This window comes from Pseudoxanthomonas sp. JBR18 (assembly GCF_028198165.1).
GTDB lineage: Bacteria > Pseudomonadota > Gammaproteobacteria > Xanthomonadales > Xanthomonadaceae > Pseudoxanthomonas_A.
Genome location: NZ_CP116339.1, coordinates 2,909,619 through 2,922,486, shown reverse-complemented (window position 1 = coordinate 2,922,486; position 12,868 = coordinate 2,909,619). Strand labels below are relative to the sequence as shown.

Annotated in this window: 11 protein-coding genes; 6 read left to right on the top strand and 5 right to left on the bottom strand. The window is 64.0% G+C overall.

The annotated features are described in order from the left end of the window. The first annotated feature begins 53 nt into the window (after positions 1–53). The 6 genes from PJ250_RS13090 (at position 54) to PJ250_RS13065 (ending at position 7,260) form a co-directional block, all read left to right on the top strand. Positions 54–1,499, top strand: coding sequence for a sigma-54-dependent transcriptional regulator (locus PJ250_RS13090; protein WP_271645017.1), 1,446 nt, complete (start codon positions 54–56; stop codon positions 1,497–1,499). Positions 1,500–2,135: 636 nt separating this feature from the next. Beyond that, entirely contained in the window at positions 2,136–2,570 is a 435-nt protein-coding gene (locus PJ250_RS13085; protein WP_271645015.1) for a pilin, read from the top strand. Between the two features lie 136 nt (positions 2,571–2,706). Further along, entirely contained in the window at positions 2,707–3,123 is a 417-nt protein-coding gene (locus PJ250_RS13080; protein ID WP_271645014.1) for a pilin, read from the top strand. An 80-nt stretch (positions 3,124–3,203) separates the two neighbouring features. After that, complete coding sequence (pilB, locus tag PJ250_RS13075; RefSeq protein WP_271645013.1) at positions 3,204–4,940, top strand: type IV-A pilus assembly ATPase PilB; 1,737 nt, start codon at positions 3,204–3,206, stop codon at positions 4,938–4,940. A gap of 190 nt (positions 4,941–5,130) precedes the next feature. Next, positions 5,131–6,393: a type II secretion system F family protein gene (locus tag PJ250_RS13070; RefSeq protein ID WP_271645012.1), complete on the top strand. Its 1,263-nt coding sequence runs from the start codon at positions 5,131–5,133 to the stop codon at positions 6,391–6,393. A 3-nt stretch (positions 6,394–6,396) separates the two neighbouring features. After that, entirely contained in the window at positions 6,397–7,260 is an 864-nt protein-coding gene (locus tag PJ250_RS13065) for a prepilin peptidase (RefSeq protein ID WP_271645011.1), read from the top strand. A gap of 116 nt (positions 7,261–7,376) precedes the next feature. Here PJ250_RS13065 and PJ250_RS13060 read toward each other — a convergent pair whose 3' ends face one another. The 5 genes from PJ250_RS13060 to PJ250_RS13040 form a co-directional block, all read right to left on the bottom strand. After that, on the bottom strand, positions 7,377–8,381 hold the full coding sequence (locus PJ250_RS13060; protein WP_271645010.1) for a class I fructose-bisphosphate aldolase: 1,005 nt from the start codon (positions 8,379–8,381) through the stop codon (positions 7,377–7,379). Between the two features lie 102 nt (positions 8,382–8,483). Next, on the bottom strand, positions 8,484–9,953 hold the full coding sequence (gene pyk / locus PJ250_RS13055; protein ID WP_271645009.1) for a pyruvate kinase: 1,470 nt from the start codon (positions 9,951–9,953) through the stop codon (positions 8,484–8,486). Between the two features lie 228 nt (positions 9,954–10,181). Next, positions 10,182–10,826 (bottom strand): HAD hydrolase-like protein, encoded by a 645-nt coding sequence (locus PJ250_RS13050; protein WP_271645007.1) that lies wholly within the window; start codon positions 10,824–10,826, stop codon positions 10,182–10,184. 80 nt (positions 10,827–10,906) lie between these two features. Further along, positions 10,907–12,079, bottom strand: a complete 1,173-nt coding sequence (locus PJ250_RS13045; protein WP_271645006.1) for a phosphoglycerate kinase — start codon at positions 12,077–12,079, stop codon at positions 10,907–10,909. Between the two features lie 147 nt (positions 12,080–12,226). Next, the gene (locus PJ250_RS13040; protein WP_271645005.1) at positions 12,227–12,745 is read right to left on the bottom strand and encodes a hypothetical protein; all 519 of its coding nucleotides are present in this window, start codon (positions 12,743–12,745) and stop codon (positions 12,227–12,229) included. Positions 12,746–12,868 lie beyond the last annotated feature (123 nt).

The window sequence follows — 12,868 nt, the reverse complement described above, 5'->3', positions numbered from 1 at the left end:
CCCCAACCTGCTGTTCAGTGAGTAGACTGACGGCGAAGCAACGCGAGACCACGATGAGCGACCCCCGTAGCGCCCTGATCGTCGACGACGAGCGCGACATCCGAGAGCTGCTGACCCTGACCCTGGGACGCATGGGCATCCGGATCGATACCGCCGCCAACCTTGGCGAGGCCCGCGAATTGTTGTCCCGCAACCCCTACGACCTGTGCTTTACCGACATGCGCCTGCCCGACGGCAACGGCATCGAACTGGTCAGCGAGATCTCGGCCAACTTTCCCAAGACCCCGGTGGCGATGATCACCGCCTTCGGTAACGTCGAACTGGCCGTGGAGGCGCTCAAGGCCGGCGCCTTCGACTTCGTCAGCAAGCCGGTGGATCTCACCGTCCTGCGCGGGCTGGTCAGGCACGCCCTGGAGCTCAACAACACCGAGCGCCCGGCGCCCGCACCGGCCCCGCCCCAGCACGCCATGCGCCTGCTCGGCGATTCGCCGGCGATGGAAGACCTGCGCGCCACCATTTCCAAGGTGGCCCGCAGCCAGGCCCCGGTCTATATCCTGGGCGAATCCGGCGTGGGCAAGGAACTGGTCGCCCGCACCATCCACGAGCAAGGCGCGCGTGCGTCCGGCCCCTTCGTCCCGGTCAACTGCGGCGCGATCCCGGCCGAGCTGATGGAGAGCGAGTTCTTCGGCCACAAGAAAGGCAGTTTCACCGGCGCCCATGCCGACAAACAGGGCCTGTTCCAGGCCGCCAGTGGCGGCACGCTGTTCCTGGACGAGGTGGCCGAACTGCCCTTGCCGATGCAGGTCAAGCTGCTGCGCGCCATCCAGGAAAAGGCCGTGCGCCCGGTCGGCGCCTCCAGCGAGGTCCAGGTCGATGTGCGCATCCTGTCGGCCACGCACAAGGACCTGGGCGAACTGGCCCACGATGGCCGCTTCCGTCACGACCTGTACTACCGCATCAACGTGATCGAACTACGCGTCCCGCCCCTGCGCGAGCGCACCGGCGACCTGCCCCAACTCACCAAGGCCATCCTGACCCGCCTGGCCGGGCACCAGCAGCGCCAGCCCCCGCAGCTCTCACCGGTGGCGCTGGACCTGCTGGCGCAGTACCCGTTCCCGGGCAATGTGCGCGAACTGGAGAACATCCTGGAGCGCGCCATGGCCATGGCCGACGAGGACGCCATCGATGCGGCCGACCTGCGCCTGCCGCAGGTCGAGCGCCGCGCCGCGCCCCAGTCTTCGACGCAGCCGGCGCCGCAGGACTATGACCCTTTCCGCTCGGCTCCGCCCGCCTTCGGGCAACAGCCAGCCTCGTCGGGACAGCCCCAACCCGCCAGCGAGGCGGAAGGCCCGCTGCCCTCCTACATCGAACAGATGGAACGCGCGGCCATCCACAAGGCGCTGGAAGACAACCGCTGGAACAAGACCAAAGCCGCCGCGCAGCTGGGCATCACGTTCCGCGCCCTGCGCTACAAGCTCAAGAAGCTCGGGATCGAATAGAGATCCTTGTACCAGCAGTGGCGCCTGATCCGGATCAAGGGCGTCATCCCTGGTGAGGGCTGCGCGGCCTAAGGCCGCCTGGGCGCCACGTCAGGCCCGCGACGCTCCCCGTACCGAGTTGAGGGGGCGTCCCGGATCGCGACGGCCGGATTCGCCCCCCCCCCCCCGGCAACGAGACGCGAAGCGACCGCGCAGGCACCGGCACGCACCCACACGACCCACGATTCCTCGTGACGTCTCGTTCGCCGGGGCCACCTGCGCGCCGCAGCAGACCTGAGCCTGCGAACAACAGCCTGGCATCGCGCCATGCTCTGCACGCGAACAACCCTTGCCGGAAAGCGTGATTACGCGCTCATTTGGCCCATGCACGCATCGACATCCACGCCCTCATGACCCATCGCGTCACCTTGTGACGCAACCTGTCACGACTGACCCAGCCCTCCCGACTCGCCTGGACCACCCGACCGCCTGTCCAGCGAAAACGACCGAACACGCCCCTCGCATGGGTTGGCACGCTTTCTGCTGAACCTTTCCTGCACGTGGGTCAGCCACGGCACCCACGGTCCGCGACAGTCCGGGGACACGGGGGAGACAGTGTCCCCAAGCAATCCATCCAGCCAACAAAGGAAGTACTTCATGAAGAAGAACATGCAGGGCGGTTTCACCCTCATCGAACTGATGATCGTGGTCGCCATCATCGCCATCCTGGCCGCCATCGCACTGCCGGCCTATCAGGATTACACCATTCGCGCCAAGGTGTCCGAAGGCTTGGTCCAGGCTGACGCAGCGAAGCTGGCTGTGTCAGAAGCAGCGCAGTCGCTTGGTGGACTTGCGAACGTCACGACCGATAACGCAGGTTTCTCACTTAAAGATGACGCTACCGACTATGTGAAGAGCGTGGCGATCGCAGACGGAGGCGAGATCACCGTCACCACTAAGGCAACCGGCGCTACGACGGATCCCGTTCTGGTGCTGACCCCGACGCAGGCAGATAACGATGCGCCGATTACCTGGGTATGCACCCATACTTCGGGCGAAGCGAAGCATGTTCCGGCTACCTGCCGCGGCTAATAAGCTCTTTGAATCGGCATCTTGCCAAAGCATGGGCCCGCCAAGTGCGGGCCCATGCTTTATGGGTTGCCCGGCAAGCCAATTACATGCAACTTCGTGGAAGCGTCACACCATACATCCCAAGCGGGCAACGGAAATGAAGCAAACAAGAGGCTTTACCCTCATCGAACTGATGATCGTGGTCGCCATTGTTGCCATCCTGGCCGCCATCGCGCTGCCTGCGTATCAAGGCTATGTGACCAGGGCGCGGGTGTCAGAGGCGATTTCCATGATGGCTGCTGCCAAGGCCATTGTTTCGGAAAATATCAACAACCAGAATGCGCTTGATGCCTCCAGTGCCTGCAGCGGCGTTACTGATCTGACGGTTGCCACAGAGAATGTCCAGTCACTGTCCTGTAGCAGCAGCGGCATCCTGGCGGTCTCCACAACAGCGCGCGCCGGTGCCGTGACTTTGCAGCTGTCGCCTGAGTTCAACGCTGATGCGCCCATCATCTGGACATGTACGCTAGTGTCAGGGGATCCGGCCTATGTCCCCGCCAACTGCCGAAGCTGAGCAGCGAGCACGGCCCGGACGAGATCGGATATCGCGATCTAATCGCAGCTCAAAACTTTCATTCGTAGGGAGCACGCAACGTGAACGCTGTCGCCACCAGTCAAACGCCTAACTTGGTCGGCATTACCGGGATTGCCCGCCGACTGGTCATGGACGGCGCCTTGGAGGAGGGCGCTGCGCGCACTGCGATGGCGGAGGCCACGCAGGCCAAAGTGCCGCTGGCGCAGTGGATCCAAGAAAAAAAGCTCGTTGCGCCTGCGCAGCTCGCGGCAGCCAACGCGATCGAATTCGGCATCCCCCTCATCGATGCCAGCGCCTTCGACGCCTCCCAGAACGCGCTCAAGCTGGTCAGCGAGGAACTGCTTCAGAAGCATCAGGTACTGCCACTGTTCAAGCGCGGCAACAAGCTCTATGTCGGCGTCTCCGATCCGACCAAGATGCAGGCGCTGGATGAGATCAAGTTCCACACCAATTTGGTGGTGGAGCCGATCCTGGTCGCCGACGATCAGCTCAAGCGCACGCTGGAGGCCTGGAGCAATGCGTCTGACTCCCTCGGCGGGTTGGGCGGGGATGAGGATGGCCTTGAAAACCTGGACACCAGTGGCGGCGATGACGACATCAGCGGCGATACCGGCATCGATGCCAAGGGCGAAGACACCCCCGTGGTCAAGTTCGTCAACAAGGTGCTGGTCGACGCCATCCGTCGCGGCGCGTCGGACATCCATTTCGAGCCCTACGAAACCGACTATCGGGTGCGCTTGCGCATCGACGGCATCCTGAAGAATGTCGCCAAGGCGCCGCAGAAGCTCAATCAGCGCATCGCCGCCCGCCTGAAGGTCATGTCCCAGCTGGACATCGCGGAAAAGCGCGTCCCCCAGGACGGGCGTATCAAGCTCAACCTCTCCAAGACCCGGCAGATCGACTTCCGCGTCAGCACTCTGCCGACTCTGTTCGGCGAGAAGATCGTGCTGCGTATCCTGGACGGCAGCGCCGCCAAGCTGGGCATCGACAAGCTAGGTTACGAGCCAGACCAGCAAAAGCTGTTCATGGATGCGATCCACAAGCCCTACGGCATGGTGCTGGTCACCGGCCCGACCGGCTCCGGCAAGACCGTGTCGCTGTATACCGCGCTCGGCATCCTGAACGATGAAACGCGCAACATTTCCACCGCCGAGGACCCGGTGGAAATCCGCCTGCCGGGCGTCAACCAGGTCCAGCAGAACAACAAGCGCGGCATGACCTTCGCCGCGGCACTGCGCAGCTTTCTGCGTCAGGACCCCGACATCATCATGGTCGGCGAGATCCGCGACCTGGAAACTGCGGAAATCGCGATCAAGGCGGCGCAGACCGGTCACATGGTGCTGTCCACCCTGCATACCAACGATGCCCCGCAGACCATTGCCCGCCTGATGAACATGGGTATCGCGCCCTACAACATCACCAGCTCGGTCACCTTGGTCATCGCCCAACGCTTGGCCCGACGCCTGTGCTCCAACTGCAAGCGTCCCCACGACATTCCTCCGCACGCCCTGCTGGCCGAAGGATTCACCCAGCAAGAGCTGGACGAAGGTTTCACCGTCTACGAGCCGGTGGGCTGCGATGAGTGCACTGAAGGCTACAAGGGCCGGCTGGGCATCTATCAGGTCATGCCGATGACCGACGAGATCGCCACGATCGTGCTGGAAGGCGGTGGTGCCATCCAGATCGCCGAGGCCGCCCAGCGCTCTAAGATCCGCGACCTGCGCCAATCGGCGCTGTGGAAGGTCAAGCAGGGGTTAACCGGGCTGGCCGAGATCAATCGCGTCACCAAGGACTGATCGCCTGTAACGGCGGGGCAGACGCCTGTCACGCCCCGCCCGCTTCGACTTTAGGATGCGGCGCCGGCCTCGGTGAGCTCATCTGAAAGACCCGCCGAATCGCGGACTTACGCATTGTTTTGCGGGGAGAACCCGCTAAGATGCGAATCGAGCAACCCGGCATGGGGATGCCGGCATCTGGGGAACCATCATGGCCGTAACCCGTTCAGCCGCTCGGAAGTCCACTCCGGTCGCGCGCAACACAAAGCAGCTTTCCACGTTCGTCTGGCAGGGGGCCGACAAGCGTGGCGTCAAGATGAAGGGCGAGCAGGACGCGAGGAACGCGAACCTGCTCCGCGCCGAGCTGCGTGCGAAAGGCATCACGCCCACGGTGGTGAAGCCGAAGCCGAAGCCGTTGTTCGGTTCTGCCGGCAAGCCGATCAAGCCAGGCGACATTGCATTCTTCAGTCGCCAGATGGCGACGATGATGAAATCCGGCGTCCCCATCATCACTTCGCTGGAGATCATCGGCGGCGGGCACAAGAACCCGCGCATGAAGAAGATGATCGAGGGAATTCGCACCGACATCGAAGGCGGCTCATCCCTGTCCGAGGCGATCAGCAAATACCCGGTCCAGTTCGATGAGCTGTATCGCAACCTTGTCCGCGCGGGCGAAGGCGCAGGTGTACTGGAAACGGTGCTGGACACCATTGCGACCTACAAGGAAAACCTCGAAGCGCTGAAGGGCAAGATCAAGAAGGCGATGTTCTATCCCGCGATGACGATCGCGGTCGCCCTGATCGTGAGTGCGATTCTGTTGATCTTTGTGGTACCACAGTTCGAGGCCGTGTTCGCCAGCTTTGGTGCAGATCTTCCGGCCTTCACCAAAATGATCGTCGCTGCATCCAAGGTAGCCACCACCTACTGGTGGCTCGCTTTGATCGTCGCCGGTGGTGGTGCGTTTGCGTTTATCTTTGCGCTTAAGCGATCAATCCCGATGCAGCACGCAGTGGACCGTGCGCTGTTGAAGATCCCCGTCATCGGCCAGATCCTCAACAACAGCGCGATCGCACGCTTCGCACGCACCTTGGCGGTGACCTTCAAGGCGGGCGTGCCCTTGGTCGAAGCCCTCGACACCGTCGCGGGGGCCACCGGCAGCACAGTCTACGAAAAAGCGGTCCTGCGCATTCGCGACGACGTCGCGGTCGGCTACCCCGTGAACATGGCGATGAAGCAGACCAACCTGTTCCCGCACATGGTCATCCAGATGACCGCCATCGGTGAGGAAGCCGGCGCACTGGACACCATGCTGTTCAAGGTCGCCGAATACTTCGAGCAGGAAGTCAACAACGCAGTGGACGCGCTGAGCAGCCTGATCGAGCCTGCGATCATGGTGATTCTGGGCGTCCTGGTCGGCGGTATGGTGATCGGCATGTATCTCCCGATCTTCAAACTCGGCGCGGTGGTCGGCTGATCGATGTCGTTCCTTGATCAACACCCCGGACTGGGCTATCCGGTCGCCGGGGCGCTCGGCCTCATGGTCGGCAGCTTCCTCAACGTGGTGATCCTGCGCCTACCGCGCCGCTTGGAGTGGCAGTCTCGCCAGGATGCCAACGAGATCCTGGAGCAGCCGGAGATCTACGACCCGCCCCCGCCAGGCATCGTAGTGGAGCCGTCGCACTGCCCCCACTGCAAGCACAGGTTGTCCTGGTTCGAGAACATCCCGCTGTTCAGCTGGCTGGCGCTGCGTGGACGGTGTCGGCACTGCCATGCGCCGATCTCGGTGCAATACCCGGCCGTGGAGCTGTTGGTCGCGGTGCTGGCGCTGGCCTGCGTCTGGCGATTTGGCTTCGGCTGGCAGGGTTTCGGCGCTGCGCTGTTGAGTTGTTTCCTGGTCGCGCTGTCCGGCATCGACCTGCGGACGCGGCTGCTGCCCGATGACCTCACCCTGCCGCTGATGTGGTTGGGCTTGATCGCCAGCCTCGAGCATCTCTACGTCCAGCCCAAGCCCGCCCTGCTCGGCGCGATCGCCGGCTACGTCTCGCTCTGGTCAGTGTGGTGGCTGTTCAAACAGCTCACGGGGAAGGAGGGCATGGGCCATGGCGACTTCAAGCTGCTGGCCGCCATCGGCGCCTGGACCGGGCTGACGGGCATCCTGCCGACCATCCTGTTCTCCTCCGTGGTTGGCGTTGTCATCGGCGGCGCATGGCTGGCCCTGAAGGGTCGCGATCGCTCCACCCAGATCCCGTTTGGCCCCTACCTGGCCATCGCTGGCTGGATTGTGTTCTTCTGGGGCCACGAGATCATCGACGGCTACATGCGCCTGTCGGGCCTACGCTAAGACGCAGAGGCCGGCAGGCACAAGCTTCCCAGGTCTTTCAGCCACACGCGACAACGCCGGCTTCCGCCGGCGTTGTCGTCTATCTCGACCTGACAGATTGGGCCGACGTTGCAGGCTCAACCGTTCCACTGCCCCAGAGCGGCCTGGCTGTTGGCCTGTGCCCACTTGGCGACGATGGACTGGGCCTTGGCGAAGTTGCCGGCCAGGTCCTTGGACCAATGCGACAGCGCGGCCTGCTGAAGCGCACGCCCATAGGAAAAGCTCAGCGCCCAGGGCAGCTTGCCCATGCGGTTCATCGCATCGAGATGCGCCGTGGCATCACGGTCGGACTGACCGCCCGACAGGAACACTACGCCCGGCAGGATTGCCGGCACCGTGCTTTTCAGGCACATCACGGTAGCTTCGGCGACCTCTTCGACGCTGGCCTGCTCGTCGCAGGACTTGCCCGGCAAGATCATCGAGGCCCGCAGGATCGTCCCTTCGAGCAGGACGTTCTGGTCGTAGAGCGCGCCGAACAGCGAGCGCAGCATCGCCTCGGTCACTTCGTAGCTGGTCTGGAGGTCGTGATCGCCATCCATCAGCACTTCTGGCTCGACGACCGGCACCAACCCCTGCTCCTGGCAGAGCGCGGCGAACCGGGCCAGCGCGTGCGCATTGGTCTCAAGGCAGGTTCCGGAAGGAATGTCGTCACCCATCGTGATCACGGCCCGCCATTTGGCGAACCGGGCGCCCAGCGCGTAGTACGCCTTGAGGCGATCGCGCAGACCATCCAGCCCCTCGGTGATCAGCTCCCCCGGGCAGCCAGCCAGCGGTACGGCGCCTTTGTCGACCCTGATGCCGGGGATGATGTCGTGGTCGGCCAGGTAACGCGCGAACGGGACGTCATCCCGGGTGGACTGCTGGATGGTCTCGTCGAACAGAATCGCGCCGGAAATGGACGCATTGAGGTCCGGCGTGGTGATCAACAACTCGCGGTAGCGGCGGCGATGCTCCGCGCTGTTCTCGACCCCCACGCTGGCGAACCGCTTGGCGATCGTGTTCGACGACTCGTCGATGGCGATCAGGCCCTTGCCTGGCGAGACCAGGGCGAGCGCGGTTTCTGCGAGCTCTTCAACGCTCATGGAGATCCTGTCACGACAGCGGGAAAGGCCGCGATTATAGCGGCCGCCATCGCCAGACCCGTCCGCAGCGCCGCCCGCTCAAGTGGACGCAAGCGGGGCGGATTACAGCTCGCCCAGCCCGCTGGCGCGCCCATCGGCGCCGACTTCGAGCAGGCGCAGGGTGTTGGTCGCACCATGGGTTTCCATGTGCTCGCCGCTGGTGAACACCACCCGGTCGCCTGCGGCCAGCAAGCCGCTTTGGACCAGCATCTGGATGCTGGCACGCGCGGCCTCGCGCGGGACCATGCCGCGGCTATCGAAGGCGATCGGCGTGACGCCACGCATCATGGACATGCGGCGCCGCGCGGCGTCGTGCCGTGAGAAGGCATAGACCGGAACCGAGGAGCGGAAGCGCGACAGAAAGCCCGCCGTCCCGCCGGACTCGGTCAGCGCCACCACGCCGCCCAGGCCGATGTGCTCGGACAGGAACATCGTGGCCATGGCGATGGCGTGGTCGGCCCGCTGCAGGTTGCGCTGGGCGGCCTCGAAATCGGTATCCATGGCGAAGGAACGCTCGGCGCCCACGCAGATGCGCGCCATCGCTTCGACGGCCAGCACCGGATACTGCCCAGCCGCCGTTTCCCCCGACAGCATGACCGCGTCGGTGCCATCGATCACGGCATTGGCCACGTCCATGACCTCCGCGCGCGTGGGCAACGGGCTTTCGACCATGGACTGCAGCATCTGGGTCGCAGTGATGACGACCTTGTTCTGCTCGATCGCCTCGCGAATGATCTGTTTCTGCAGGCCGGGCAGCTCGGCATCGCCGACCTCCACGCCCAGATCGCCACGCGCGACCATGACCACGTCGCTGGCGCCGACGACTTCCTTGAGATTGGCGATCGCCTCGGCACGTTCGACCTTGGACACCACGTGGGCATCGCTGCCGTGTTTGCGGGCGCTGGCCCGCGCCTCTTCCATGTCCGCCGCATTGCGGCAGAAGGACACAGCGATGAAATCCACGCCGATGTCGGCCGCGACCTTGATGAGGTCATGATCATGCGGCGTCAGCGCGCCCAGGGACAGACCGCCTCCCTGCTTGTTCAGGCCCTTGCGGTCACTCAGGGCGGCGTCGTTGAGGACTTCGGTGATGATCCGCTGGCCCTGTACCTGCTTGACCCGCAGCTGGAGCATGCCGTCGTCCAGCAGCAGCACATCGTCCGGCGCCACATCGCCTGGCAGCCCCAGGTAGCTCACACCGACCTGCTGCTCGTCGCCTGGAGGTGCATCGGCTTCGGCGACCAGATCGAACCGTGCGCCCGCCTTCAGGTAGACCTTGCCGGCGGCAAAGCGCTCGATGCGGATCTTTGGCCCCGGCAGGTCGGCCATGATGCCCACCTCCGCGCCGACCGCGGCAGCGGCGGCCCGCACCGCTTCGGCGCGCTGGCGCTGGCTATCGGGCGATCCGTGGGAGAAGTTCAGGCGGACCACGTTGACCCCCGCCCGGAAGAGCTTTTCCAGCACGCCAGGTGCGTCGGTTGAGGGCCCGAGGGTGGCAAGAATCTTGGTGCGGCGCTGCTGTGTCGTGTTCATGATGTCCTCCGAAGCGGTAAACGCTATCACAGGACTGCTTGTGGTCCGCTTGTGCGATGCAACCAAGACCGCACGCGCCACCGGAGCGCATCAAGCACCTAGATTCAAATCATTGATCTGAAATGGATTTAACGGAATCAGACAAGTCACGCCACCACTCCAAAATGGTATTTTATTGGCATCTTACTGCGCGAATTCCCAGCGGCGCGCGCGGGACGCGATGCGCCATCAGACCAAGAGTTGTTGAAGCGCTGCCGGACTGGTCACGACGGCGCCCGCACCGGCCTGCTCAAGTTCGTCGCGATCACCAAATCCCCAAAGCACGCCGATACTATGCATGTGATGGTGGTTGGCGCCGTCGATGTCCATGCGCCGGTCTCCGATCATCACGCACTGCCCTGACTCGGCCTCCAGGCGCCGCAGCGCCTCGGCGATCAGATCGGGCTTGAAGCGTCGTGACCCGTCGTCGCTGGCGCCGATGATGTCCGAGAAGCAGGCGCCGAACGGGAGCCCGGACAGGATCTGGCGCGCCGAGCGCTCGTTCTTCGAGGTCACCACGGCCAGTCTGCGCCCTTGCGCATGCAGCGCGCCGATGAGCTCCGGAATGCCGGCATAGACCGATAGCTCGGTCCAGCCAATCGTGTCGTAACGGGCGCGGTACAACGACAGCGCCTGCGCCACCAGCGCCTCGTCGGCAAAGGCCGCCTGGAAACTGTCGCGCATCGGCGGGCCAATCCAGGGGCGCAATGTTTTGGCCTCTGGCACGGGGCGCCCAAGCGAGGAAAACACGTGCTGGATGCCGTTGATGATGCCGGGCTCGGAATCGACCAGGGTGCCGTCCAGGTCGAAGAACACAATCGGGAAAGACCGCATGGATGACGCTCGCTTGAGAAGGGACCGCAGCGCGACCGGCCCGACGCGAAAACGCGCCGGGCCGGTGCGAGATCACGAGATCAACCGCGCGCGTCCAGCGCCGCCACGGCCGGCAGGGTCTTGCCTTCGAGGAATTCGAGGAACGCGCCGCCACCGGTCGAGATGTAGGACACGTCCTCGGCGATGCCGTATTTGTCGACGGCCGCCAGGGTGTCGCCGCCACCGGCAATGGAGAAGGCAGACGAGGCGGCAATCGCGCGCGCCAGGGTCTCGGTCCCCTTGCCGAAGGCGTCGAATTCGAACACGCCTACCGGGCCGTTCCAGACCACTGTCCCCGCCTTTGCGATGCGATCGGCATAGGCCTGCGCGGTGTCCGGGCCGATGTCCAGGATCAGGTCATCGTCCTCGACCGCGTCCAGCGACTTCACCGTCGCAGCAGCATCGGGCAGGAACTGCTTGGCAACCACCACGTCGGTCGGCAGGGGGATCTCGGCCCCACGCGCCTTCGCATCGGCGACGATCTTGCACGCGGTCTCCAGCAGGTCCGGCTCGCACAGCGACTTGCCGACCGAATGCCCCGCCGCAGCAATGAACGTATTGGCGATGCCGCCGCCCACGATGAGTTGATCCACCTTGTCGACCAGGTTGGACAGCAGCTCGAGCTTGGTGGACACCTTGCTGCCCGCGACGATGGCCAGCAGGGGACGGGCCGGATCGGCCAGGGCCTTGTCCAGGGCATCGAGCTCGGCCATCAGCAGGGGGCCGCCCACGGCGACCGGCGCGTACTTGATGACACCATGGGTCGAGGCCTGCGCGCGATGCGCGGTGCCGAAAGCATCCATGACGAACACGTCGCACAGTGCGGCATATTTCTTTGAGAGGGCCTCGTCGTCCTTGGCCTCGCCGACATTCATGCGGCAGTTCTCGAGCAGCACCACGTGACCCGGCTCGACCTCGACGCCGTCCACCCAATCACGCACCAGGTTCACCTTCACGCCCAACAAGGCCGTGAGGCGCTCGGCGACCGGCGCCAGCGACTCCTCCTGGCTCCAGGTCCCCTCCTTCGGGCGGCCCAGATGGGACGTCACCATGACCGCCGCCCCCTGCTCAAGCGCCGCCTTCAGCGTCGGCACCGAGGCGGTGATGCGCTGCTCGGAGGTGATCTGCCCGTTCTCGATCGGCACGTTGAGATCCTGGCGGATCAACACGCGCTTGCCGGACAGATCGAGGTCGCTCATGCGGAGGATGGTCATGGAGGTTCCTGTGCAGGGATCAGGCCCTCATTGTCCGCGCTGGAGCGTGAGGCGGCAAACAACACCCGCAGTGGACTGGAGAAAGGATGCGCAGAAAACAAATGGCCCCGAAATCGGGGCCATTCTCAAAATAACCGTGGATGGTGCTCAGTCCATTGCGTAAGAGCTGACAACGCCATCCTTGAGCTGGATCGTCAGGCGCGATGCACCATCACTGCCTGCATCCTCCGCATCGCCCTGCGCACTTCCCGCTCGCGCGGCGAGCCGATCGGCCGCTTCCGCACGACGCTGCGCGTCGTAGCTTTGCGCATACGTGGTTCCAGTCACATTCTTGCCCGTGGCACTGGAAACGTCAGAGACGATCCCACGCAATGACCCCATCATCTTCCCGAAGCCTGTCCCACCGGACTTGGCCGCCTTCTTGGGCGCGCCTTTCAGATAGATCAGAGTCTCGGAAGCGCCGCCCTCAGAGGTCAACTTAACATCGCGCTTGGTCGGCTCACCGAAGTGCTCCAGGACCTGATCCTTCGTCGTCACCCCTTTCTTGAGGTTCGACAGGACATAGTCGACTTCAAAAATATTCTGCGGGGAGGCAGCCTGCGCGGCGGATACCTGAACGGCCATGACGGCTGCGACGAAAACGGCTGCAACGCTTTTCAAGCGCATGAGATGACTCCTTGTCTCTTGAATTGACTTCCGGTGTGGAGACTCGGCCAACGCACGCGACCAGCCCCGCGATCATTTTTATACCACAACAAAGCGGCGCCGCCAGCCCCTGCGACACCGCTC

Bases quoted from the DNA above. Each gene is read 5' to 3' on its own strand.
- PJ250_RS13070 (WP_271645012.1), top strand. From the start codon at position 5,131: ATGGCCGTAACCCGTTCAGCCGCTCGGAAGTCCACTCCGGTCGCGCGC.
- PJ250_RS13040 (WP_271645005.1), bottom strand. From the start codon at position 12,745: ATGCGCTTGAAAAGCGTTGCAGCCGTTTTCGTCGCAGCCGTCATGGCC.
- PJ250_RS13045 (WP_271645006.1), bottom strand. From the start codon at position 12,079: ATGACCATCCTCCGCATGAGCGACCTCGATCTGTCCGGCAAGCGCGTG.
- PJ250_RS13050 (WP_271645007.1), bottom strand. From the start codon at position 10,826: ATGCGGTCTTTCCCGATTGTGTTCTTCGACCTGGACGGCACCCTGGTC.
- pyk (WP_271645009.1), bottom strand. From the start codon at position 9,953: ATGAACACGACACAGCAGCGCCGCACCAAGATTCTTGCCACCCTCGGG.
- PJ250_RS13080 (WP_271645014.1), top strand. From the start codon at position 2,707: ATGAAGCAAACAAGAGGCTTTACCCTCATCGAACTGATGATCGTGGTC.
- PJ250_RS13090 (WP_271645017.1), top strand. From the start codon at position 54: ATGAGCGACCCCCGTAGCGCCCTGATCGTCGACGACGAGCGCGACATC.
- PJ250_RS13085 (WP_271645015.1), top strand. From the start codon at position 2,136: ATGAAGAAGAACATGCAGGGCGGTTTCACCCTCATCGAACTGATGATC.
- PJ250_RS13060 (WP_271645010.1), bottom strand. From the start codon at position 8,381: ATGAGCGTTGAAGAGCTCGCAGAAACCGCGCTCGCCCTGGTCTCGCCA.
- PJ250_RS13065 (WP_271645011.1), top strand. From the start codon at position 6,397: ATGTCGTTCCTTGATCAACACCCCGGACTGGGCTATCCGGTCGCCGGG.